Origin of the sequence: Xanthomonas sp. 3058, assembly GCF_014199765.1 — a bacterium.
GTDB classification, from domain to species: domain Bacteria; phylum Pseudomonadota; class Gammaproteobacteria; order Xanthomonadales; family Xanthomonadaceae; genus Xanthomonas; species Xanthomonas campestris_B.
The window spans coordinates 1-22,597 of record NZ_JACHOF010000023.1; the positions used below are offsets into that span (position 1 = coordinate 1).

Consider the following 22,597-nt stretch of genomic DNA (forward strand, 5'->3'; position numbering starts at 1 on the left):
GCGGCCGACAAGCCGCCATCCTTGCGTGACGACCCGGACGCATTCCTGGACCGCATGTTGGCCGCCGCGCAGAATGGCGACCGCGATCAATTCCGTCAGATGACGCAGATCCTGGCCAATGAACCACCCGGCCGCGCGTTGCGCGCCGAGGCCATCGACACGGTAAACCAGCAGGAACAGCAGGCAGCGCAGCAGGCGATGCAGGCGCAGCAACAGCAACAACAGCAGCACGAGACGATGCGCATCGGTGGGCGCAGCATGTAACACCTGGCAGCAGCAAAGGCAGGATGCACAATGGATGCAAAAGATCCACTGACGTTGGTCAGCAAGACCGCCGCGCTTATGGAGCAGTTCGAGCGCCGCTGCAATGATATGGAACAACAGCAACGCCGCCTTGCGCAGCAGCTGGAGCAGGTGGCGCAGTCGCTGCCCGGGGTGATGACCCGTTCGGCCGAACAGACCATGCAGCGTGTCCCCGACACGGTGGTCAGACATATCCAGCAGGGGATGGACCCGTCGGTTGCCGGTTTCGAGAAGCGGCTGCAGCAGGCTGGTAGCTTGATCGGGGGAGGTGCGCAGTCCCTGTCCGATCAACTCAAGCGCATCGAACGGGCGCAGCGCCTGCTGCTATGGAAAGGCGCGGCGGTGGTGGTCGGAAGTCTGCTGGTGTTGCTGGGCGGCGGCGCATGGTTGCTGGCCCACTATCGCCAGGAAATTGAAGACAACCAGGTGCGTGCGGACTTGTTGCGCGCCTACAACGCCGCCGACGTGACGCTGTGCAACGGCCGGCTATGCGCCAACGTCGAGACCAAGGGCCAGGTCTACGGCGATCGCCGGCAGTATCGGCAGGTCAAACAGCGCTGATTCCTGCGGCCAGACAGCTCGGCGATGCACGATGGCGCCCCTGCCGTTTCAACGACCAGGCCGATGCCTTGCGCGCCATTGCGCCACTGTCGGCGACACCCCGCGCTGGCTGCCGCTCTGGATCGCATCGCTCATCGCTGCGGGCCTGGCGCGGGCCGATCATGCTGCGGCCCACGGTGCAAACAGCAGCGCCGCTTGCCGTCCGACGCAGCGGATTTTCAGAACCGGCTAGACCGACGACTCCGGCGCCCGCAAACCGGGATACAACCGCCGCGCCGTGCTGCGTAGCGCCTGCAAGATGCGCTCGGCGCCCGGCGGCAGGATGTAATCGCGCCGACGAATGATGCCGAACGATTCCATGCGCACCCCCAGCTCGATCGGCAGCACGGTGAGCAGCTTGGCCTGGATCAGCGGCGCCACCGATTCCACCGGCAACGCGGTCAACATGTCGGTACCGCGCAGCAGCGTCGCGGTGACCGGCAACGACGAGGTTTCGATCGCATTGGTCGGCGTCTGCACGCCGTGCTCCATGAACATCGAATCCAGCCGCGCGCGCAGCACGCTGTCGGCCGGCGGCAGGACCCAGCCGTAGCGCACCAGATCGGCATGCTGCAGGCCGGCCCGGCTGGCCAACGGATGGCCGGCACGCGCAATCACCGAATGCGGCTCGTCGGCCAACGGCTCGAATTCCAGCTCGCCCACGCCCTCCGGGCCAAGGATGCGCCCGATCACGATGTCCAGCTGGCCATCGAGCAACTTGGCCACCAACGGGCGGCTGTAATCCATTTCCACCCGCACCAGGATGTCCGGGAACTCGCGCTTGACCTCGGCGATCGCCTGCGGCACCAGGTTGGTGCCGGGGTTGACCACGGTGCCGATCGAGGCCTGGCCCATGCGTCCGGCGCGCAGCGCGGCGATTTCCTCCTGGGCCCGGCCGATCTCCGACATCGCCGCGCGGGCGCGGCGGATCAGCACGTGGCCGTACCAGGTGGGTTCGACACCGCGGGCGTGCCGCTCGAACAGCTTCACGCCGAGCATGTCTTCCATTTCCGCCAATAGCTTGGAGGCGGCCGGCTGGGTCATGCTGGCGGCCTCGGCCGCGCGCAGCACCGAGCGTTGCTCGTGCAGATGCAGCAGCAGCAGCAGCTGGCGCGTCTTGAGCCGCGCCGCGTTGAACCAGGGAGTGCTGGAATTTGCCATCGGGATCGCCACGCAGGTGTATTCGCAGGAGGAATAGAATATGCCTAAAATTTCATTTGCAGCACATATCTCCTCGCGCGAGGCTATCGAGCGCCGCAGTACCCGCCCTCGGCTTCCGAGCGCGGCCAGGCCCGACACGCCCCATCTTCCACAAGGTGGCAACACGCACGCCATGCACGCGAAGGTGGACGACGATGACCGCAACTTGCCTGCCAACTGCACCCGGTTGGGCTGCATCTCCAAGCGCTGCAGCCAGGCCTTCGGCATGCCGTGCCGCGCGCCGCGCGCATCGGGCCGTCGCCTTGCCCGGCTGCGCACGTTTCCCGACCTCGCCGACCACCTGGTCGCCGACGGCCGCTCTTTACGCTCTCTCGCGAGTAACACGATGACCCCAGACACCACCGCCAGCCCGTTCGCCCTGCCGCTGATCGCCATCCTGCGTGGCATCACGCCGGAAGAAACGCTCGACCATGTCGGTGCGCTGGTCGATGCCGGTTTCGATGCGATCGAGATCCCGCTGAACTCGCCGCGCTGGGTCGAGAGCATTGCCCTGGCCCAGCAGACCTACGGCGCACGCGCCTGGATCGGTGCCGGCACCGTGCTGCGCAACGAAGACGTCGACACCCTGGCGGAAATCGGCGCGCGCTTCATCGTCACCCCCAATACGCGCCCGTCGCTGATCCGACATGCGGTCGCACGCGGGCTCACCGTGGTGGCCGGCTTCGCCACCGCCAGCGAAGCGTTCGACGCCATCGATGCCGGCGCCACCATCCTGAAACTGTTCCCGGCCGCGACCTATGGCGCGGCGCATGTGCGCGCCCTGCGTTCGGTGCTGCCCAAGCACATTCCGGTCTACGTGGTCGGCGGCGTGAGCGTGCAGACGCTGGCTGGCTTCATGGCGCACGGCGCTGCAGGTGCCGGTATCGGTGGTGAGTTGTACAAACCCGCGCAATCGCTCGACACGACCAAGACGCATGCACGCGCCTTCGTGCAGGCCTATCAGGAACGCCAAGGATGAAGATCACCCGCCTCACCACCTACCACGCCGCACCGCGCTGGCTGTTCCTCAAGGTCGAGACCGACGAGGGCATCACCGGCTGGGGCGAGCCGGTCATCGAGGGCCGCGCGCGCAGCGTGGAAGCGGCCGTGCACGAACTTGCCGGCTACGTCGTCGGCAAGGATCCGGCGCGCATCAACGACCTGTGGCAGACCATGTACCGCGCCGGCTTCTATCGCGGCGGCGCCATCCTGATGAGCGCCATCGCCGGTATCGACCAGGCGTTGTGGGACATCAAGGGCAAGGCGCTGGGCGTGCCGGTGTACGAGTTGCTGGGCGGGCTGGTACGCGATCGCATGAAGACCTACCGCTGGGTCGGCGGAGACCGCCCGGGCGCGATCATCCAGCAGATCACCGACTACCGTGCACTGGGCTTCGACACCTTCAAGTTCAACGGCACCGAGGAAATGAAACTGATCGACAGCGCGCGCGCGGTCGATGCGGCGGTGGTCAAGGTCGCCGAAATCCGCGAGGCCTTCGGCAACAGCATCGACTTCGGCATCGACTTCCACGGCCGTGTCGGCGCGCCGATGGCCAAGGCCTTGCTGCGCGAACTGGAACCGTTCAAGCCGCTGTTCGTCGAAGAACCGGTGCTGGCCGAACAGGCCGAATACTACCCGCGCCTGGCCGCCAGCACCTCGATCCCGCTGGCGGCCGGCGAGCGCATGTTCTCGCGCTTCGAGTTCAAGAACGTGCTGTGCGCCGGCGGCATCGGCATGGTGCAGCCGGACCTGTCGCATGCAGGCGGCATCACCGAGTGCGTCAAGATCGCCGCAATGGCCGAAGCCTACGACGTCGGCTTCGCCCCGCACTGCCCGCTCGGCCCGATCGCGCTGGCCGCCTGCCTGCATGTGGACTTCGTCTCGCACAACGCGGTGCTGCAGGAACAGAGCATCGGCATCCATTACAACGAAGGCGCCGACCTGCTCGATTACGTCATCAATAAAGACGATTTTCAGTGTGTGGATGGCAGTATCGCCGCGCTGCCCAAGCCCGGGCTCGGTGTGGAGATCGACGAAGACATGCTCAAGCGCGCAAACGAAAATCCGCCCGATTGGCGCAACCCTGTGTGGCGTCACAGCGATGGCAGCATCGCCGAATGGTGAGCACGATCGAACACACCGCCGTGCTGGCGGTCGACAGCCGCTGCACGCATGGCGAAGGCGTGCTGTGGTGCGAGCAGCGCCAGGCGCTGTACTGGGTCGACATCAGCGAAAAACGCCTGTGGCGGCATCATCCGCAAAGTGCGCACACGCACTACTGGACGCTGCCCGATCGCCCCGGCTGCATCGGTCTGCTGGACGACGGCCGCGTGCTGATCGCGCTGGCCAAATCGATCTGCATCGCCGACCCGGACAATGCCGACGACGACACACTGCCGCTCCAACACCTGGCCGATGTGGAAGCCGACAACCCGCTCACGCGCAGCAACGATGGCCGCGCCGATCGCAACGGCAACTTCGTGTTCGGCACCATGGACGAGCACGACGACAAGGCCGCGCGCGGGGCGATGTACCAGTTCTCGCTGCGTCACGGCCTGCGCGCCCTGCCGCTGCCGGGCGTGTCGATCCCCAATTCGATCTGCTTCAGCCCCGATGGCCGCACCTTGTACTACTGCGATTCGGTGCGCCCGCAGATCCTGTGCTGCGACTACGACGCCGACAACGCGCAGACCGGCAACACGCGCGTATTCGCCACACTGGACCGTGACGACGCCGAGCCGGACGGCTCCATCATCGACAGCGCCGGTCATCTGTGGAATGCGCAGTGGCGGGCCTGGCGCGTGGTCCGCTATCGCCCTGATGGCAGCATGGAGCGCATCGTGCAATTGCCGGTCAAGCACCCCACCTGCAGTGCCTTCGGCGGCGCCGCGCTGGATCGCCTGCACATCATCAGCTCGCGCCTGGACCACAGCGCCGAAGAGCTGGCGCGCACCCCCGCAGCCGGCGGCCTGTATACCTGCGATGTACCGATCAACGGCCTGCCCGAGAGCCGCGTGGCCAGCACGTGATCGCCATCGACTGGGGCACCAGCAGCCTGCGTGGCTACCTGCTCGATGCGGACGGCGGCGTACGCGAGCAACGTCGCAGCAGCGAGGGCATCCTGGCCTGCCAGGGCCGCTTTGCCGAGGTGCTGCACAACCTGATCGACGGCTGGGACGGCCCGTTGCTGCTGTCGGGCATGATCGGCAGCCGCAATGGATGGATCGAACAGCCCTATCTACCGTGCCCGGTCGATCCTGCCGCACTCGCCCGGGCAATGCGCTGCCACGACGACCTGCTGCCCGACCGCACGCTGTGGTTCGTGCCCGGCCTCAGCACCGGCGCGCAGCACGGCGTGCCCGATGTCATGCGTGGCGAAGAAACCCAGCTGGTCGGCCTGATCGCCGCGCTCGGCGACGGCGCGCACGTCGCCTGTCTGCCCGGCACGCACAGCAAATGGGCGCATATCGCCAATGGTCAACTGACCGACTTCGCCACCGCCATGACCGGCGAGCTGTATGCCGTGCTTCGCCAGCACAGCATCCTTGGCAAACTGATGCAGGATGACCGTGGCGAGCTCGATACCGCTGCATTTCTGCACGGTGTCGATCGCAGCGCCGAACCCGGCGGTCTCAGCCATCACCTGTTCGGCGCACGCACGCTGGGCCTGTTCGACCGCCTCGCCGAAACCGCATTGCCGTCCTACCTGTCGGGGCTGCTGATCGGCCACGAACTGCGCGAGCAACGCGGCAATCACGCCATCGTTCACCTGGTCGGCAGTCCGGCGCTGGCGCAGCGGTATGCGCTGGCGCTGCAACACGCCGGCGTAAAGACTCAGCTGCACGCGGAGGATCTGGCCGCTGCCGGATTGTTCGCCCTGGCCAGGCACCGTGGAGTGGCGTGACCGGACAGGTGCGTGCCGAGGATGCACCTGTGCAGATGCGCGGCGACGCGTTCGGCATGGTCGTCTTCAACGTGCACTGACAAAGTGCACTGAGGCGCCTGCCCTCCGCGCGGCGCGTTGCTTATTCCGGCATGGCGTTCAAGCGCGCCAACCAGTCCATGCCCAGCGTCTGCGCACCATCCTCGGATGCCACGGCAACGCACGCCCTTCATCGCGTCAGGTCCAGCGACGCCCGCAGCTACCGCTTCACCCGTGCGCATCGTGCATCGGTCTGCGCGACAGACATGCCTTTCTGCACATCCATCAATCGCTGCAGCGGCCTAGCATCGTCGCTCCCTGCACTGACATCGATGCTCATGCCTTCTCTTCTCCGCGCCAGCCTGCTGGCCTGTGTCCTGCTCAGCGGCACCGCACTGGCCGATGCGCCCGATACCACCGACAGTAAAAGCGCCTCAAAAGCCGATACGGCAGCCGTTCCCAAACCCGCCCCGCTGCCGGCCGATGCCAGCGTGCGGCAGAGCACGCGCGTGGCTGGTCGCACGCTGAGCTACACCGCAACCGTCGGGACGCTGCCGGTGCGCGATGCGCAGGGCAAGACGATTGGCGAAGTGGTGTTCACCGCCTACACCGTCGATGGCAAGGCCCGCCCGGTGACGTTCGCACTGAACGGCGGGCCCGGCGCGTCATCGGTGTATCTGAACATGGGCGCGATCGGACCCAAGGTGGTGGGCTTCGGCGCCGAAGGCGACAGCGCCTCGGCACCGGCCGCACTGCGCGACAATCCGGGCACCTGGCTGGACTTCACCGACCTGGTGTTCATCGACCCGGTGGGCACCGGCTTCAGCCGCAGCCTGATCGGCGACGACGAGGCCAAAAAGCAGTTCTACAACCCGCAGGCCGACGTGGAATATCTCTCGCGCGTGGTCTACGACTGGCTGCTCAAGAACCGCCGCCTGCAGGCACGCAAATATCTGGTCGGCGAAAGCTATGGCGGCTTCCGTGGCCCGCGCATTACCCAGTACCTGCAGACCCGGCTGGGCGTGGCGATGAACGGCGTGGTGCTGGTGTCGCCGTATCTCAATCCCACCCTGGACGACAACAGCGACGTGTCGCCGCTGGCATGGATGATGACGCTGCCCTCGATCGCCGCCGCGCACCTGGAACGCCAGGGCAAGCTCAGCGACAGCGCGATGCGTCAGGTGATCGATTACACCCGTGGCGACTACGCCGTGGCGTTGATGAAAGGACGCACCGACGCGCAGGCCACCGAGACGATGCTGCAGCAGGTCACCCGCATGACCGGACTGGATCCGGCCTATGTGCGGCGCTCCGGCGGACGCCTGGAAACCCAGGCCTATCTGCGCGAGGTGTTCCGCGACAAGGGCGAGCTGGGTAGCCGCTACGACTCCAACGTGACCGCATTCGACCCGTTCCCCAACGACCCCGAGCAGCGCGCCAACGACCCGCTGCTGGACAGCATCATCGCCCCGACCACCACCGCGATGGTGGACTTTGTCACCCGCGTGGTCGGCTGGAAGGTCGATGCGCGCTACCAGGCACTCAATTACGACGTCAACAAGCTGTGGGACTGGGACGACGAACTGCGCAAGGGTGCGGTGACGCAGCTGCGCCAGTCGGTAGCGATCGATCCTAAACTGCGCGTCCTGATCGCGCACGGCTGGAACGACCTCTCCTGCCCGTTCATGGGCTCGGTGCTGACGGTGGACCAGATGCCGGCAATGGGCAGCGACCCCAAGCGCGTGCAGGTGCGCGAATATCCCGGCGGCCACATGTTCTACAACCGCGCCGACAGCCAGGCCGCCTTCCGCAACGACGTCAAGGCGATGTACGAAACACGCTGAGCCCCGCCATCGCCGGCCGCCTACGCGGCTGGCGATGCATCACGCCAGCTGCGGCAAGCGCGTGCGCAGGTAATCGCAGATCACCGTGCCGAGCCGTTATTTTTCCGGCCGGTCGCGCCTCTGCGCAGCCCTCGGCCGCGCATCAATCGTTACGAATCCCGATTCCCCATTCCCGATTCACAACGCGCCAGGCTGAGTGGCCTTCACATTCCAGCCCAACCACTCGTAGACGCGATAGCGCGCGATGCCCAGGTACTCGTGCAAGGCGACATCGGCCACGGTGAAGTTGTAGCTCTGCGGCAACCATGCCCAGGACGCGGTCAACCAATCCGAGCGCACCGGCGTGGCGTCGATACCGAAATGGCGGAAATACAGCTCCGCGCGCCGCAGATGCGTGGCCGAGGACACCAGCACGACCCGGTCGGGGCGGTACTTGCGTAGCAATGGCTGACTGAATTGCGCGTTCTGCCAGGTGTTCATGCTGGACGGTTCCATGATCAGATCGGCCTGCTCGATGCCCAACCCGATCAGCACCTTTCGATACACCACCGCTTCGGACAGGCCCAGCCCGCGCGCGTCGCCGCCACTGATCTCGATCTTGCAGTCGCCGCCATGCGCACGGCACTGTCGGTACAACCGCGCCGACTCGACGATGCGGCCATAGGCGAACATGTTGGCCTCGGCGGTGGCATCAGGGCCATCGGGGCGCACCGTGCCCGCACCCAGCAACACGATCATGTTGCGTGCGCGCCAGTCGTTGAAATCGTTGACCCCGGCCTGCTGCAACCCGTGCAGCATCCAGCTCGCCAATGGCCCGCAGCCGACCAGCAGCAACAACGCCAGCGTGGCTGCGGCCAGCACGCGCGCACTGCGCTCCCAGCGACGGCGGCCGATCAGCCAGGACAGTAGGAACAGCACGCACACCAGCGCAAGCATCATCGGCGCGTTTCCTCAGGCAGGACGCGTTGGAAAACCGGAGGTGGATCGAACGATCCACCGCATCACCTGGCGCATCCTCGCCGACCCAGGTGACCACGGCGCGACATGGCTCAGGTCCAGCCGAACCATTCGAAGCAGCGCAGCATCAGATACGCCACGCCACCGGCGGCCGGGATGGTCAGGATCCAGGCCCAGACGATGCGCTCGATCACGCCCAACCGCAGCGAGCGCGGATTCTTGGCAAAGCCCACGCCCATGATGGCGGTGGAGATGCTGTGCGTGGTCGACACCGGCATACCGAAATGCGCGGCCACGGTCAGCACGGTGGCCGAGCTGGTTTCCGCCGCAAAGCCGTGGATGGGATGCAGCTTGACCATCTTGTGGCCGAGCGTCTTGATGATCTTCCAGCCGCCCGAGGCGGTACCGGCCGCCATCACCACTGCGCAGGTCAGCACGATCCACATCGGGATGCCGGCGCCTGCGGCCAGCCCGGTGCCCGGATGCAGGAACGACAACCAGCCCGGCAGATCGTCCAGCGCACCGGTCGACTGCGCGCCAATCAGGGTCATCGCAATGATGCCCATGGTCTTCTGCGCGTCGTTGTGGCCATGGGCATAGCCCATGTAAGCGGCCGAGGCGATCTGCGCCTTGCCGAAGAACGCGTTGACCCAGCGTGGCCGCGCCAGCCGCCCGATCGGACCGCCCAGCTTGGCCATGCCGGCGATGATCGCCCACAGCAGCACCATCACCACGATACCGAGCAGGAACCCGGCGATCGGCGAGGTGATCATCGGCACGAACACCTTCCACAACAGGCCCTTGTTCTTGGCCCAGTTGCCGATGTTTTCCGACCAGATCAGCGCATCCCAATTGTTATGCGCCGCGGCCAGGCCGGCGCCGCACAGGCCGCCGATCAAGGCGTGCGAGGACGAGGACGGCAGCCCCTTCCACCAGGTGATCAGGTTCCAGATGATGCCGCCCAGCAACGCGCACAGGATCACCTGCGGGGTCACGTCGACCACCTCGGTGTTGAGCAGGCCGGAGGCGATCGTCAGCGCAACGGCCGTGCCGGTGAGCGCGCCGATCAGGTTCATGCCGGCCGCCAGCATCACCGCCCAGCCCGGCGACAACACCTTGGTGGCGACCACGGTGGCGATGGAGTTGGCGGTGTCGTGGAAGCCGTTGATGAACTCGAACACCAACGCCGCCAGGACCACCACCAGAACTAGGGTAAGCACGCGGCGACCTCAGCTGTTCTTCAATACGATCTGGTACACCACCACCCCTGCCTCGCGGCAACGGTCGATGGCCTTTTCCAGGATCTCGAAGAACTCCTTGAGCAGGAACATCTGCAGCGTGTCCAGACGGCCGGAATAGATGTCGCGGTACAGCTCCAGCATCAAGCGGTCGGCTTCGTTTTCCAGCATGCGCAGCTTGTCGTTGAGCGCGGTCATGCGATCGATGTTCATGTGCGGCAGGTCGGTCACCATCTCCACCACCACCGCAGCGGCCTGTTCCAGCATCGCCGCACGCGGGGCGAAGTCGATATGTTCCAGGTGCTGGGTGGCCAGCGAATAGCGGTCGGCGAACTTCTCGACCTGCTTGGGAATCTTGTACAGCGCCGAACCCAGCGCTTCGATGTCCTCGCGCTCGATCGGGGTCATGAAACTGTCCACCAGCGCCTGGCCGATCTTGTCCGAGGCCGCGCGTTCGCGCAGGCGGGCCAGCTTGAACGCGTCCAGCGCGGGCTGGCGGTCCGACTCGCGCATCATGGCGTGCAACGCCTTGGTGCTGTCGTAGGCGGCCTGCGCCGCTTCGTTCAGGAGCGCATAGAACTGCTTGCCGGAACCGAAGATGGTCTGCAACGAGAACATGGGGGGAGAACTTCCTGCCGTCGAGGGAGAGACGGACGCCAAGCGCGAATTATGACCGTTCCGTGACCTGTCTGGTATCTCGGTGCCCGTCGTCGCCTTCACATCGGCATTTCCCGGCTCGAACCACCCTCCAGTTTTGCTAAGATGCCTGCGCGCCTTCGGGCGCACCCTATGGAAGACGACCCTATATTCCCCCGTTGCCGCCCCGCCTCCGCGCGCGCCGGCCAACCCAGTGCTCGCCCGCCCTCCCCTTCACTGACCGGGGAAGACGCCCGTGGTTGAGTTTCTGATCGTCATCGCGCTGATCCTGTTGAACGGCTTCTTTGCGATGTCGGAAATGTCGTTGATGACCTCGCGCAAGAGCCGCCTGAAGCAGATGGCCGGCTCCAGCAAGCGTGCCGCGCGTGCGCTGGCGCTGGCCGAAAGCCCGGAAAACTTCCTGTCCACCGTGCAGATCGGCATCACCCTGATCGGCATCCTGACCGGCGTGTTCGGCGGCGAGGCGATCGGCGAGGCCATCAGCGCATGGCTGCAGGAGCTGTTCCCGGCGCTGTCGGCCTCGTTCGAACTGGTCGGCAAGCCGCGTCCGTATTCGGTGGTGATCGGCAGCACGCTGGCGGTGGCCTTGATCACCTTCCTGACGTTGATCTTCGGCGAGCTGGTGCCCAAGCGGCTGGCGCTGCGCAACTCCGAGAACATCGCCGGCGTGGTCGCGGTGCCGATGGCCTGGCTGGCCAGGATCGCCGCGCCCGGCGTATGGGTGCTGGCGCGCTCGACCCGGCTGGTGCTGCGCATGCTGGGCATGGGCAAGGACGAGTCGGCGTCGGTGACCGAAGAAGAGATCCGCATGCTGGTGGCCGAAAGCCACGAGGCCGGGGTGATCGATTCGCACGAGCGCGACATGATGAACCGCGTGATGCGGCTGGGCGATCGCACCGCCGACAGCTTGATGACCCCACGCAACCGCATCGCCTGGCTGGATGCCAACGCCGAGCCGGAACGCAATCTGCAGGTGATGCGCGAGCACGAGTTCTCGCGCTACCCGGTGTATCGCGGCAGCGACCAGGACATCGCCGGCGTGCTGGAGGTCAAATCGCTGGTGACGCGCATGGACGGTCACGGCGCAAATATGTTCCAGGCGCTGCGCGACACCTTGTTCGTGTCCGAATCCACGCATGCGATGAAGCTGCTGGAGATCTTCCGCGAAGAGCAGCAGTCGGTGGCCCTGGTGGTCGACGAATACGGCGAAATCCGCGGGCTGGTGACCATCAGCGACCTGATGGGCGCGGTGGTCGGCCGTCTGCAGGCGGTGGAAAACACCGACGAAGACGCGCTGGTGATTACGCGCGCCGACGGCTCGCTGCTGATCGACGGCTCGCTGCCGGTGGAAGAACTGCGCGAGGTGCTGGGCGCCGAACTGCCGGAAGCCGACGAAGGCGATTACCACACCCTGGCCGGCCTGTGCATCTACTACTTCGGGCGCATTCCGCAGGCAGGCGAATTCTTCGACTGGGCTGGTTGGCGCATCGAGATCGTCGATCTGGATGGCGCGCGCGTGGACAAGTTGCTGCTGAGCCGCGTTGGCGACGAGGGCAGCGATGACATCGTCGGATAACGGCGCACCGCCGTCGGGCGATGCGGGCGACGCGCAGATGCGCTACCGCAACGAAGGCATCCGCAGCCTGCTGGCGGCCTTCAGCGAAGGGGATCCCAACCACGTACTGCGTGTGCGCGAGATCCTCACCGATCTGCAGCAGAGCGCGTTCGGCGTGTTCCTGTTTCTGGCGATCCTGCCGTCGTTCATTCCCATTCCCGGCGTGGCCGGCGGCATCAGCGGCCCGCTCACGATGCTGATCGGCGTCCAGATGATGTGCTGCCTGCGCAAGCCCTGGGTGCCGCGCTTCATCGGCGAACGTGGGCCGCGTCGCAGCACCAGCCAGCGGTTTGTCGCGAGGTTGGCGCCCACCCTGCAACGCCTGGATCGACTGCTCAAGCCGCGTCTGCACGGCATGCTGGACAGGATACCGGCACAGATATTCACCGGCCTGCTGCTGGTGCTGGTCGGTTTCTTGCTGACGTTGCCGATCCCGTTCACCAACTACCTCTTCGGCCTGATCCTGCTGCTGTTCGCGCTGGCCCTGCTCGAGCGCGACGGCGCGTTGATGCTGGCTGGCTGGGCGGCCGCGCTGGTGTCGGTGGCGGTGTTTGGGGTCACCTCCGACCAGCTGGTGGACCTGATCGGCGGCTGGTGGCCGGCCGCCTGGCGCTGAGCGCACGACGACCGGCGCAGCTGTTTTGACGTTGTTACTTGAGATCGACCACGCGGTTGTCCGACAGGCTGCCGGTATCGTCGGTCACTGCGGTCATCACGAAATACAGCGCCTTGCCGAGCAGCCCGCTCGGACCATCCCAATACTCGGCCGATTCGGCGCGCACGTGGATCAGACGCAGGTTCGGATCGTCCTTGCCGCCCGGGAAAAACACCTTCATCGCCGGCGACCAGAGCTGCTCGATCTTGGCGCGGTCGTTGACCACGCTGGCGGTGCCGGCCACCGAGACATAGCTGTTCTTGGAGGCGGAGGCATAGGCCACGTTGACCCGCGGATCGGCACCGATTTCCGCCACCTTCGGACTATCGGCGGCCGTGGCGAACCACAGGTCGCCGTCGAACTCGACTTGCTGTGTGCCCAACGGGCGGCTCACCAACTTGCCGTCGGCAGAGACGGTCGTGAACATTGCGATGTCCACGCCGCGGATCAATTCCGCCAACTGCTTGATGCTCTCGTTGCGTTGCTCAGGGTGCATGTGTGTGTTCCCGATGGAGATGCGCCCATCTGAGCGGATTGCAACGCAAAGCGACGTGAATCACGCAGTAGTCACGTCCAACTCGCGGCAAGCGATGGCGGCGATTTCGAACGAGCGCAAACGCGCGGCATGGTCGTAGATGTTGGCGGTGAACAACAACTCGTCCGGCGTATGACGGTCGATGAACTCGGCCACGCCCTGCGCGATCTGATCGGCATCGCCCAGCACCGTGCACGCCAACGCACGCTCCACGCCGGCACGTTCGTGCGGTTGCCAGAATGTATCGATATCGTCGATTGGCGCGGGAATCTTGCCCGGCTTGCCGCGACGCAGGTTGACGAAACTCTGCTGCTGGGTAGTGAACAGGCGGCGCGCCTGCGCGTGCGTGTCGGCTGCCACCACGTTCAAGGCCAGCATCACGTACGGCTTGGCCAACTGCGCCGACGGGCGGAATTCGCGCCGGTAGATCGCCACCGCTTCGTCCATCGCATCGGGCGCAAAGTGCGAGGCGAACGCGAACGACAAACCCATCGCCGCCGCCAGGCGCGCACTGAACAGGCTGGATCCCAGCAACCACATCGGCACATCCAGCCCGGCGCCAGGCACCGCCTGCACCAACTGTCCCGGCACGGCCGGCGCGAAGTAACGCAGCAACTCGGCCACGTCCTGCGGGAAGTGGTCGGCGCTGTCGAAATAGCGACGCAAGGCGCGCGCGGTGGGCTGATCGGTACCGGGCGCGCGGCCCAGGCCCAGGTCGATGCGTTGCGGATACAGCGACGCCAGCGTGCCGAACTGTTCGGCCACCTGCAGCGGCGCGTGGTTGGGCAGCATGATGCCGCCGGACCCGACGCGGATGGTCTTGGTGCCGCCGGCCACATGGCCGATCAGCACGGCGGTGGCGGCGCTGGCGATCCCCGGCATGTTGTGGTGCTCGGCCAGCCAGTAGCGCCGGTAGCCCCAGCGTTCGGCGTGCTGCGCCAGATCGAGCATGTTGGCGAAGGCGTGGGTGGTGTCGCTGCCTTCGCAGACCGGCGCCAGGTCGAGCACGGAAATAGGCGTCATCGGATGACTCCGGGGAATGAGTGATGTGCAAGACATGGGGCTGACCGGATGGCATTGCCACCCACCTGGACGGTGCTCAGGGGATTACAGCATTCCAGCAATCGAACACCGCGCCCGGCCCAGCGGACTCTGCAATGACAGGTGCAGGTCGGGGTCTGGCTGGGTCGCCTGCGATCCGCATCGGACTGCGATCTACGGGCCGGGGTGAGGCGTCTGTGGATCGGAAGCGAACGACGCTACGCAATCGGCACCGACCGCCTCCCCATCCCCCGCCCCGCAGCACCGCCGATGCTTGCGGTACTGGCGCGCCAGACATCCTCGACCGTGCTGCGCGCGCAATCGCCAGCGGGAAGCGCGCTTCTTGGGCTACGCCGGTTGGCCGCAGGGGCGGAAACCCGAGGCGTGGCCGAAGCCCGGATCTGGTGTCCGCTGCGCGCAGCCATAGCACACGCGAACATGCTGAGCCCAGCGCGAAGTGCATGCGCGCATGTACGGCGGCGAGCGAAGCGCAAGCGCCGATCGCTCGGACCGCTGGCTATGATGGTCGCCGCCCTGACTGCGCCCACACGACAATGGCTTCCACCACTCCGCTTGACCCTGCTTCCGGCGTCGCAGACATCGCGGCACGCATCGATCGCCTGCCGGCCACCGCGACGTTGTGGCGGTTGGTCGGCCTGCTCGCGTTGGGCGGATTCTTCGAGTTGTACGACTTGTTCCAGACCGCTTACATCAGTCCGGGCCTGATCCGCGACGGCATCTTTGCCAGCGGCGCCGATGGCGCGTTCGGCATGCCCGACCAGGCCGCATTTGCGGCGGCGACGTTTCTGGGCCTGTTTGTCGGCGCCGCGCTATTGAGCCCGTTCGCAGACCGCTTTGGGCGCCGGCTGGTGTTTACCTTCGCCTTGATCTGGTACACCGCCGCGACTGTTGCAATGGGCCTGCAAAGCACTGCAACCGGCGTCATCGTGATGCGCTTTGTGGTCGGAATCGGCTTGGGCATCGAGCTGGTGACCATCGACACCTATCTGTCCGAACTGGTGCCACGGCATATGCGCAGCGCCGCGTTCGCGTTCGCCTTCTTCGTGCAGTTTTTGGCAGTGCCTACGGTGGCGTTGACCGCGTGGCTGCTGGTGCCGCATGCGCCGCTGGGCGTGAGCGGATGGCGCTGGGTGGTATTGCTGAGTGGCGTGTTCGCGCTGGCGATCTGGTGGTTGCGCAACCGTTTGCCGGAATCGGCCCGTTGGCTTGCTGCGCAGGGACGTCATGCCGAAGCGGATGCGGTGGTGAGCCAGTTGGAAACGCAGTGCGAACGCGATCTGGGTGCGCCGTTGGCCACGCCGCAAGCAACCGCCCAACTGCAGCAGCAGACGCAGGCCTCGGTATTGTGGCGCGCGCCGTATCGCGGGCGCATCGGGATGCTGGTGGTCTTCCATATCTTTCAGGCGATCGGGTTTTTTGGCTTCGGCAATTGGCTGCCGGCATTGATCTCCGCGCAAGGCACCGGCGTGAACAAGAGCCTGGGGTATTCGTTCGCGATTTCGCTGGCCTACCCGCTGGCGCCGCTGCTGTTGCTGCGCTTTGCGCAGCGCTGGGAAAACAAATGGCAGATCACTGCATCGGCCGTGGGCGCGGTACTGTTTGGCGTGCTGTTTTCGCAGCAGCATCAGGCGATCGGCATGGTGCTGTGCGGGGCGATGATCGCCTTCTGCAATGCCTGGATGAGCTTTGCCTATCACGGTTATCAGGCCGAGCTGTTCCCGACCGGACTGCGCGCGCGTGCAGTGGGCTTTTGCTATTCCTTCAGCCGCCTGTCCACGGCGGTGAGCAGCGTGTTGATCGGGTGGTTGCTCGTCCAGGTCGGCAGCCATGGCGTGCTGGCATTTATCGCGATCAGCATGTCGATCGTGGCGAGCGTGATTGCAATGTTCGGGCCGCGTACACGCAATCGTGCGCTGGAGGAGATTGCCGGCTAATCGTGGTGCACCCGCGCGTGAACCTTGTGGCTTTACGCGCCAGCGTGTGTGACTGGAGGGGGTTGGACGGCTGCCTGCGCGGCTAACGTTACGCCCGCTGCAAGCGCAACCGTGCGGTCCGCCACCGCGGCCAGGCTGGTGCGATGCGACACCACCACCAGCACGGTCTGCGGCAGTCGCTGCCGCAGCATGCATAACACCTGACGTTCGGCATCCGCGTCCAGCGCACTGGTGGCTTCGTCCAGCACCGCCAAGGTCGGTTTGCGCAACAACACTTGCGCCAACAGCAGACGCTGCGATTCGCCACCGGACAGGCGCCCATCCGGACCGTTGATCGGCGTGTCCAGACCTTGCCCTTCGCGCTGCAGACGCGCGCTCAGACCGACATCGGCCAACACTTCCCACATGCATGCATCCGGGGTGCAGGGCAGCGCCCAGTCCAGACAATCGCGCACGCTGCGCTGCCACGGCCGCACGCCCTGGCCGATGTACGCGCTATGCCGCACCCAGTTGCGATACGCGGCAAAATCCAGCCGGCGCCCGGACATATGCGCGGTGAACTGCGACGGCGGCGTCTGCCCGGAGAGCACATCCATCAGACTGCTTTTGCCGATGCCGGATGGCCCGACCACCAGCAGCATTTCGCCCGGCACCAGCATCATCGGCTTGAGGTCCAGCCTGGGTAGCGGCGGTGCCAGGCCGATATATTCCAGATGCAGCGTGGCGGGCAACGGCGTTGCGGTTTCGGCAGCGGCCTGCGTCCGCGTGCTCCCCAGGTCCAGATAGCGCTGCCATAACTGCAACGCCGGCCACGCCGAGCGCAGTTGCTGCACGCTTTGTCGCGTGGTGACCAGATATGGCAGCAGCCGCCCAAGCAGCAGGCTGACGGTGATCAATGCGGCGCGGTCGGCGCCCTGCCAGAGATTGGCCAGCACCAGAATGCCGGCGATCGCGGCCACGGCAGTGAGTTCGAGCACCAGCCGGCTGCCTGCCACCAGTTCCTGCTGCTGTGCGTAGCCCTGCCCCAGCCGCATGGAAATGCGCTCGTAATGGCTGGTTTCGACATCTTCGCGCTGGAACGAGCGCACATGCCGCAGGCGCCGTGGGAAGTCTTCGCTCAACCAGAACAGGCGGGTCATGTCGGCCACGTAGTCGCGGCTGATGCGCGCCTGCGCATCGCTGCTGGAGATGCGCACGCCCAACCAGGCCAACACCACCAGCGATGGCATGGCGATCAGGAGCGCGGGAGCGATCAGCATCGCAATGCTGAGGCTCACCAGCGCAGTGATGCCGGCCACCAGCAGCTGCAGCATCGCGCTGAAACCTTGGGTGGCGATTTCGATGTTGTAGGTGAGCACGTTGGCGATCTCTGCCGAGCTGGCGCCGGACAAGGCTGGCAGCGGTGCATCGATCAATGCGGCATGCACGCGGCGGCGCAGTCCGATCGCGTAGCGGCTGGTCAGCCGCGCGGCCAGCCGTGCGCTGTGCCAACGCAGTGCCGCAAACACCATGCTGATACCGACAAACAACGCCACTTGTATCGGCAGACCATCGGGCAAGGCCAGCCGATAACCAGCCAGCTGCACACTGTGGCCGGGTTGCACCAAGGGCACCAGGCAGACCGCCACGATGCTGCCAGCCAAGGCAGCGGCCAATGACAACGCGACATAGAGCGCGATGGTTGGCATGTCCGCAGGCACCAGCGTGCCGACAAAATTGCGCACGCTGGCACGCATGTGGTCGCGAGGAATGGAGGTCTGCATCTCAGTGATGCATGTCGTGCAAGGGGCGCATCGGTACGCTGGCAGGCGTGTGGATCGCACAACGCCGTAGAACGGCTGACACGACGTAGCGAGCGGTTGTCAGGTCCGTGTGCACGGGGCGAAGGAACCCGGGTGTCCACATGCTGTATGCCGACTGCCGGCATCGGCCGTGCGCGCCTGGCAGTGGCGGCGCAGTAGCGGTGCTAGCTACTCTTGGCGCCATGCGCGCTCTCATCGCAACAGCTGCAGCAGTGCATCCACCGATGCCTGCGGATGCGCGCCGCGCCACAGCGTGAACATGCCGACGCGCCGCACCTGCTCGACAAAGCGCTGCCACCCTGGCTGGCCGGCGGCATATGGTTGGTCGTCCGCCAGAGCGTCGGCAATGTGTTCGACCGGCGTTGGCAGCAGGCATTGTGCCGACGTGCTGGCAGGCGTGCCGCGCAGCATCACCACGGCGCACAGTTGCAAGGGCGTGCGCGCCAGATGTGCACGGCCATGGCGGATGTCGATCTCGAACTTTTCCACGCCACTGCGGCGGCGAATGGTGGGCGATGCGCTGATCCACGCGCGGGTATCCACATCGAGCAGGCCAAGCGCGTCGGTACGCAGATGCAGAAAGTTGGCAACGCCGGTGGTCAGCAGGCTTTCCGGCGCTACGAACACGCCGTCTTCGGCGATGAAGTCCAGGCCATGCAGCAGGCTGTGCAGCGCCAGCGTCGACTTGCCCGCACCGCTGGCGCCGAGCAACAGCACGCTGCGTCCATTCCGGCCGACGCAGGCGCCGTGCAAGGGCACCAATCCCATTCCGCGCGCAGCCAGTAGAAACACTGCAAATTCGATCAGCTCATAGCGCACGTGATAGGCGTGGGCGAGCATGTCCTCGGACACCACCAGCATGGCGCGCCGCTCGGGCACCGACAGCATCAGGTAATTGCACGCATCCATGACACCGCACAACAAACCACCGCTTGCATGCGTGCGCACTGGTGGCGGTTCTGCGCTCGATGGCGCCTGGCCGCGCGACACCAGATCCAGCGTGATGTGGAACTCCGGCGCAGCAGGTAAACAATGCGCAGGCAGGCTTGCAAAAGCGGTATCCACCAACGTCAGCAACGCTTCGCTATCGCTTTCAAAATGGAACAGCGCGCCGAGAATCTGCCGGCGCACAACGAAACGGCGCATACGTCGCTCGCCGAACGGATCTGCGGCCGATACCGCATCGCTGTGCGCCGCCAAACGTGCGGTCCCGCTTACTGGCAATAGTTCCGCCAACGCGGCCGAGTGCTGCATGCCCTTCATCCATTGCATCGATCAGCCAGTGTGTGCCAGCCAGCGAGCGAAAGGTTGCACTGCGGCCATCGGCGCACCTGTACAACGCTTGGCATAGCGCACGTCGTCTGGGCGCAACCAAACGCATCTGCCTGCGCACCTACTGCCAAGCCGATTGCCGGTGACTGCGCACGCCATTGCTGCGCGCACCTGGCGACAGAACGAGAGCCTTGTGCAGATGCTAAAGATCCAGGTCAGTCATTCGTATTTTCTGCGTTACGACCCGAAGCAGTGGGAGCGCGGCAAACCATATCCACCGTTGGCAACGTTGCAGGTCGCGGCGTTGCTGCGTGAATGTGGCCACACCTTGAGCCTGTTCGACGCGATGCTTGCCGACGATGTGCAGGACTACGCCGGTGCCTTGCATGCTGCGCAGCCGGACCTGGTGGTGTTCTACGAGGACAATTTCAACTTTCTCACCAAGATGTGCCTGAACCGGATGCGCGAGGCCGCCTGCCGGATGATTGGCCAGGCGCGCGAGGCTGGTTGCCGCGTGCTGGTGGCAGGATCGGATGCCTCCGACAACCCGGAGGTGTTTCTGGCCGCTGGCGCGCACGCGGTGTTGATTGGCGAAGGCATCGCACCGCTGCTTGAACTGGTGACGCGCGTCGAAGCCGATCCCACCATCGACACGCAGGCCTGGCTGGCGGGGGTGGCGCGCATCGCCACCGACCAACCTGCCGAGGCACGCCCGCATCGTGGCGCACAACCGCCGGATGCACGCCTGAGCGGCCTGCCTGCGTGGGACTTGGTCGACATGCCTCGCTATCAACGCTTCTGGCAGCAACGGCACGGCCATTTCAGCCTGAACATGGCGGCCTCGCGCGGTTGCCCGTTTCGCTGCAACTGGTGCGCCAAACCCATCTGGGGCAACCACTACAAGCGCCGCGGCGCCGAAGACGTGGCCGCCGAGATGATCCATCTCAAGCGCAGCTTCCAGCCCGATCACATCTGGATGGCCGACGATATCTTCGGCTTCCACATCGACTGGGTGGAAACCTTCGCACAACGTCTGACCGATTCCGATGGCGCGATTCCCTTCACCATCCAGACCCGCGCCGATCTGGCCAGCGAGCGCATGGTGGCGGCTCTGGCGCGCGCCGGCTGCGCAGAGGCCTGGCTGGGTGCAGAAAGTGGCAGCCAGCGCATCCTGGACAAGATGACCAAGGGAACCACGGTTGGCGAAGTGATCGCCGCACGCGAACGCCTGGGTGCGCGCGGCATTCGCGTCGGCTTCTTCATTCAACTCGGTTATCTGGGCGAAGAACTCGACGATATCCTGGCCACGCGCGCCCTGGTGACGCAGGCCAACCCGGACATCATCGGCGTCAGCGTGTCCTATCCCCTGCCCGGCACCAAATTTTACGAAGAAGTGAAGAACCAGTTGGGCGGCAAGACGCATTGGCAGGACAGCGATGACCTGGCGATGATGTTCCATGGCGCCTACGACTCGGAGTTCTATCGCAGCGTGCGCGATCTTTTTCATACGCAAGTGGATCTGCAACAGGCCCGCGCAACGATGACCGCCGATGCGTTTGCGCAGGCATCGGATCGCCTGGAAGCACGCTGGTCCGCACTGATCGCATCGGAACAACAGCATCGCAATGAACCGCTGGCCAGCGTTGCTGCACGTCAACCGCTGCAGCTGGCGACCGTGCTGGTCGGCTGAACTGCAACGCTTCGCCTTGCCGTCGAAACCCCACCTCGTCTTTTCGGATCACGCCCGCATGCAGCACTCCCTTCGCACCATCAAGCACGGCCTGCGCACGGCCACCGAACGGCTGGCCCAGGAATTGGCGCAGCCGGGCCAAGCGGTGCCGCAGTGGGATCGGCTGCAATGGCAGCTGGCGGCCGCCGCGGCCGCTGCGCATGGCGTGTCGCCGCTGCTGCAGCGTCGCTCGCTGTGGCAGAACCCGGATTGGACAAGGTTTCTGAGCGAGCAACGCCGGCATGTCGAAGACCGCCATCGGCGTATCGCCATCCTGCTCACGCGCATCGATGCCGCAGCGCGTGCGGCTGGGATCGCCTTGGTCGGGCTCAAAGGCACCGCGCTGCATCGGCTTGGCGTCTATCTACCGGGCGACCGCCCGATGGCCGATATCGATCTGCTGGTGACGCCGGAGGATGCGCCCGCCGCTGCTGCACTGCTGTGCGACCTCGGCTATGTGGCCTCGTTCGAACAATGGAAGCACCAGGTCTTCAAGCCGATACACGGCGAAGCAGTTGCGGGGCTGGGCGAGCACCGTGATGCGCCGATCAATATCGAGCTGCATACGCGGATCCAGGAACGCCTGCCGGTCCACAGCGTGGACATCACATCACATATCCTGCCGGAGCGCCCGCAGCCTGGCTTGAACTCCTACCCGTCCATCGGTGCGTTGATGTTGCATCTGCTGCTGCACGCCGCCGGTGGCATTTGCCATCGCAGCATCCGGCTGATGCATCTGCACGATCTTGCGCTGCTTGCCACACGCATGGGGCAGCGCGACTGGGACCACTTGTGGGAAGACTCGCGCGTGTCGCCGTGGTGGGCATTGCCGCCGCTGCTGCTGCTGCAACGCTACTACCGCAGCGTGGTGCCGGCGGCGGTGATGGCGCGCCTGCACGCCGATTGCCCGCGCTTGCTGCGCATGCGTGCGGCCAGCCAGACCTTGACCACGGCCTCATGCTCCAACCTGTGGTTGCCGGCACTACCCGGCATCGAATGGTCGCGGTCGCTGAGCGAGGCGCGGCAGTATCTGCACAATCGCGTTGCGCCATCGGCGGAGAGCCGCAAGGAACGTGCGGACATGCTGCAAACACAACTGTGGCTTCAAGGGCAACCGTGGGTGCGGCAGACCCAGGCACGCCGACTGATGACGCGCCTGACCCGGCCGGTGCCGCGCACCGACATGTTGTATGTGGTGCGTGCGGCGCTGGATGGATATCTGCAGCCGGTGTGAGACAGCAGATGGCTTGCACCACGTCCTGGGTGGGTTTG

19 protein-coding genes, 1 other RNA gene and 1 pseudogene are annotated in these 22,597 nt (G+C 65.5%); 12 read left to right on the forward strand and 9 right to left on the reverse strand.

From position 1 onward, the window contains the following. Together GGR61_RS18525 and GGR61_RS18530 are read left to right on the forward strand one after the other, a co-directional pair. A pseudogene (locus tag GGR61_RS18525) lies at positions 1 to 264 on the forward strand (DUF2235 domain-containing protein); the annotation flags it as partial. Between the two features lie 30 nt (positions 265 to 294). Further along, positions 295 to 864: a relaxation protein gene (locus GGR61_RS18530; protein ID WP_184623220.1), complete on the forward strand. Its 570-nt coding sequence runs from the start codon at positions 295 to 297 to the stop codon at positions 862 to 864. A 228-nt stretch (positions 865 to 1,092) separates the two neighbouring features. On the opposite strand, the gene GGR61_RS18535 is transcribed toward GGR61_RS18530, so the two are convergent. Next, positions 1,093 to 2,064: a LysR family transcriptional regulator gene (locus tag GGR61_RS18535; RefSeq protein WP_184409070.1), complete on the reverse strand. Its 972-nt coding sequence runs from the start codon at positions 2,062 to 2,064 to the stop codon at positions 1,093 to 1,095. Positions 2,065 to 2,449: 385 nt separating this feature from the next. Between GGR61_RS18535 and GGR61_RS18540 the strand changes: the two genes are divergently transcribed. The 5 genes from GGR61_RS18540 (at position 2,450) to GGR61_RS18560 (ending at position 7,869) form a co-directional block, all read left to right on the forward strand. Further along, positions 2,450 to 3,082, forward strand: a complete 633-nt coding sequence (locus GGR61_RS18540) for a 2-dehydro-3-deoxy-6-phosphogalactonate aldolase (RefSeq protein WP_184623222.1) — start codon at positions 2,450 to 2,452, stop codon at positions 3,080 to 3,082. Next, a complete protein-coding gene (dgoD, locus tag GGR61_RS18545) occupies positions 3,079 to 4,227 on the forward strand; it encodes a galactonate dehydratase (protein WP_024939784.1) in 1,149 nt (382 codons plus the stop codon). Before GGR61_RS18540 ends, dgoD begins: the two co-directional genes overlap by 4 nt. Beyond that, complete coding sequence (locus GGR61_RS18550; RefSeq protein WP_184409068.1) at positions 4,221 to 5,132, forward strand: SMP-30/gluconolactonase/LRE family protein; 912 nt, start codon at positions 4,221 to 4,223, stop codon at positions 5,130 to 5,132. Before dgoD ends, GGR61_RS18550 begins: the two co-directional genes overlap by 7 nt. Continuing rightward, a complete protein-coding gene (locus tag GGR61_RS18555; protein WP_184623223.1) occupies positions 5,129 to 6,007 on the forward strand; it encodes a 2-dehydro-3-deoxygalactonokinase in 879 nt (292 codons plus the stop codon). The genes GGR61_RS18550 and GGR61_RS18555 overlap by 4 nt, the downstream gene beginning before the upstream one ends. Before the next feature lie 356 nt (positions 6,008 to 6,363). Then, on the forward strand, positions 6,364 to 7,869 hold the full coding sequence (locus GGR61_RS18560) for a S10 family peptidase (RefSeq protein ID WP_184409066.1): 1,506 nt from the start codon (positions 6,364 to 6,366) through the stop codon (positions 7,867 to 7,869). Between the two features lie 177 nt (positions 7,870 to 8,046). On the opposite strand, the gene GGR61_RS18565 is transcribed toward GGR61_RS18560, so the two are convergent. From GGR61_RS18565 to GGR61_RS18575, 3 genes are all read right to left on the reverse strand, one after another. Then, positions 8,047 to 8,808, reverse strand: a complete 762-nt coding sequence (locus GGR61_RS18565; protein WP_184409065.1) for a YdcF family protein — start codon at positions 8,806 to 8,808, stop codon at positions 8,047 to 8,049. 110 nt (positions 8,809 to 8,918) lie between these two features. Then, positions 8,919 to 10,046, reverse strand: a complete 1,128-nt coding sequence (locus tag GGR61_RS18570; RefSeq protein WP_184409064.1) for an inorganic phosphate transporter — start codon at positions 10,044 to 10,046, stop codon at positions 8,919 to 8,921. Between the two features lie 9 nt (positions 10,047 to 10,055). Then, complete coding sequence (locus GGR61_RS18575; protein WP_184409063.1) at positions 10,056 to 10,682, reverse strand: DUF47 family protein; 627 nt, start codon at positions 10,680 to 10,682, stop codon at positions 10,056 to 10,058. A gap of 274 nt (positions 10,683 to 10,956) precedes the next feature. On the opposite strand from GGR61_RS18575, the gene GGR61_RS18580 reads away from it, so the two are divergent. Together GGR61_RS18580 and GGR61_RS18585 are read left to right on the forward strand one after the other, a co-directional pair. After that, positions 10,957 to 12,297, forward strand: a complete 1,341-nt coding sequence (locus tag GGR61_RS18580; protein ID WP_184409062.1) for a hemolysin family protein — start codon at positions 10,957 to 10,959, stop codon at positions 12,295 to 12,297. Further along, the gene (locus GGR61_RS18585; RefSeq protein WP_184409061.1) at positions 12,281 to 12,952 is read left to right on the forward strand and encodes an exopolysaccharide biosynthesis protein; all 672 of its coding nucleotides are present in this window, start codon (positions 12,281 to 12,283) and stop codon (positions 12,950 to 12,952) included. Before GGR61_RS18580 ends, GGR61_RS18585 begins: the two co-directional genes overlap by 17 nt. 34 nt (positions 12,953 to 12,986) lie before the next feature. Here GGR61_RS18585 and GGR61_RS18590 read toward each other — a convergent pair whose 3' ends face one another. Both GGR61_RS18590 and GGR61_RS18595 read right to left on the reverse strand, forming a co-directional pair. Then, positions 12,987 to 13,487, reverse strand: coding sequence for a pyridoxamine 5'-phosphate oxidase family protein (locus GGR61_RS18590; protein WP_184409060.1), 501 nt, complete (start codon positions 13,485 to 13,487; stop codon positions 12,987 to 12,989). Positions 13,488 to 13,547: 60 nt separating this feature from the next. Continuing rightward, positions 13,548 to 14,549 carry an LLM class flavin-dependent oxidoreductase gene (locus tag GGR61_RS18595; protein ID WP_184623225.1) on the reverse strand — a complete coding sequence of 334 codons (1,002 nt, stop codon included), beginning with the start codon at positions 14,547 to 14,549 and terminating at the stop codon, positions 13,548 to 13,550. A 572-nt stretch (positions 14,550 to 15,121) separates the two neighbouring features. Here GGR61_RS18595 and GGR61_RS18600 point away from each other — a divergent pair. Next, positions 15,122 to 16,522, forward strand: coding sequence for an MFS transporter (locus GGR61_RS18600; protein ID WP_184623227.1), 1,401 nt, complete (start codon positions 15,122 to 15,124; stop codon positions 16,520 to 16,522). A gap of 32 nt (positions 16,523 to 16,554) precedes the next feature. Here GGR61_RS18600 and GGR61_RS18605 read toward each other — a convergent pair whose 3' ends face one another. The 3 genes from GGR61_RS18605 to GGR61_RS18615 form a co-directional block, all read right to left on the reverse strand. Beyond that, the gene (locus GGR61_RS18605) at positions 16,555 to 18,258 is read right to left on the reverse strand and encodes an ABC transporter ATP-binding protein (protein ID WP_184623284.1); all 1,704 of its coding nucleotides are present in this window, start codon (positions 18,256 to 18,258) and stop codon (positions 16,555 to 16,557) included. 100 nt (positions 18,259 to 18,358) lie between these two features. Then, positions 18,359 to 18,427: non-coding RNA, sX9 sRNA (locus GGR61_RS18610), on the reverse strand. A gap of 89 nt (positions 18,428 to 18,516) precedes the next feature. After that, positions 18,517 to 19,578 carry a serine kinase gene (locus GGR61_RS18615; RefSeq protein ID WP_184623229.1) on the reverse strand — a complete coding sequence of 354 codons (1,062 nt, stop codon included), beginning with the start codon at positions 19,576 to 19,578 and terminating at the stop codon, positions 18,517 to 18,519. Positions 19,579 to 19,732: 154 nt separating this feature from the next. On the opposite strand from GGR61_RS18615, the gene GGR61_RS18620 reads away from it, so the two are divergent. Together GGR61_RS18620 and GGR61_RS18625 are read left to right on the forward strand one after the other, a co-directional pair. Next, the gene (locus GGR61_RS18620) at positions 19,733 to 21,286 is read left to right on the forward strand and encodes a radical SAM protein (RefSeq protein WP_184623231.1); all 1,554 of its coding nucleotides are present in this window, start codon (positions 19,733 to 19,735) and stop codon (positions 21,284 to 21,286) included. A gap of 58 nt (positions 21,287 to 21,344) precedes the next feature. Next, a complete protein-coding gene (locus GGR61_RS18625) occupies positions 21,345 to 22,559 on the forward strand; it encodes a nucleotidyltransferase family protein (protein ID WP_184623233.1) in 1,215 nt (404 codons plus the stop codon). Positions 22,560 to 22,597: the final 38 nt, after the last annotated feature.

Coding starts and splice junctions, on each gene's coding strand:
- GGR61_RS18530 (WP_184623220.1), top strand. CDS start 295: ATGGATGCAAAAGATCCACTGACGTTGGTCAGCAAGACCGCCGCGCTT.
- GGR61_RS18535 (WP_184409070.1), bottom strand. CDS start 2,064: ATGGCAAATTCCAGCACTCCCTGGTTCAACGCGGCGCGGCTCAAGACG.
- GGR61_RS18540 (WP_184623222.1), top strand. CDS start 2,450: ATGACCCCAGACACCACCGCCAGCCCGTTCGCCCTGCCGCTGATCGCC.
- dgoD (WP_024939784.1), top strand. CDS start 3,079: ATGAAGATCACCCGCCTCACCACCTACCACGCCGCACCGCGCTGGCTG.
- GGR61_RS18550 (WP_184409068.1), top strand. CDS start 4,221: ATGGTGAGCACGATCGAACACACCGCCGTGCTGGCGGTCGACAGCCGC.
- GGR61_RS18560 (WP_184409066.1), top strand. CDS start 6,364: ATGCCTTCTCTTCTCCGCGCCAGCCTGCTGGCCTGTGTCCTGCTCAGC.
- GGR61_RS18565 (WP_184409065.1), bottom strand. CDS start 8,808: ATGATGCTTGCGCTGGTGTGCGTGCTGTTCCTACTGTCCTGGCTGATC.
- GGR61_RS18575 (WP_184409063.1), bottom strand. CDS start 10,682: ATGTTCTCGTTGCAGACCATCTTCGGTTCCGGCAAGCAGTTCTATGCG.
- GGR61_RS18585 (WP_184409061.1), top strand. CDS start 12,281: ATGACATCGTCGGATAACGGCGCACCGCCGTCGGGCGATGCGGGCGAC.
- GGR61_RS18590 (WP_184409060.1), bottom strand. CDS start 13,487: ATGCACCCTGAGCAACGCAACGAGAGCATCAAGCAGTTGGCGGAATTG.
- GGR61_RS18595 (WP_184623225.1), bottom strand. CDS start 14,549: ATGACGCCTATTTCCGTGCTCGACCTGGCGCCGGTCTGCGAAGGCAGC.
- GGR61_RS18600 (WP_184623227.1), top strand. CDS start 15,122: ATGGCTTCCACCACTCCGCTTGACCCTGCTTCCGGCGTCGCAGACATC.
- GGR61_RS18605 (WP_184623284.1), bottom strand. CDS start 18,258: ATGCGTGCCAGCGTGCGCAATTTTGTCGGCACGCTGGTGCCTGCGGAC.
- GGR61_RS18615 (WP_184623229.1), bottom strand. CDS start 19,578: ATGCAGCACTCGGCCGCGTTGGCGGAACTATTGCCAGTAAGCGGGACC.
- GGR61_RS18625 (WP_184623233.1), top strand. CDS start 21,345: ATGCAGCACTCCCTTCGCACCATCAAGCACGGCCTGCGCACGGCCACC.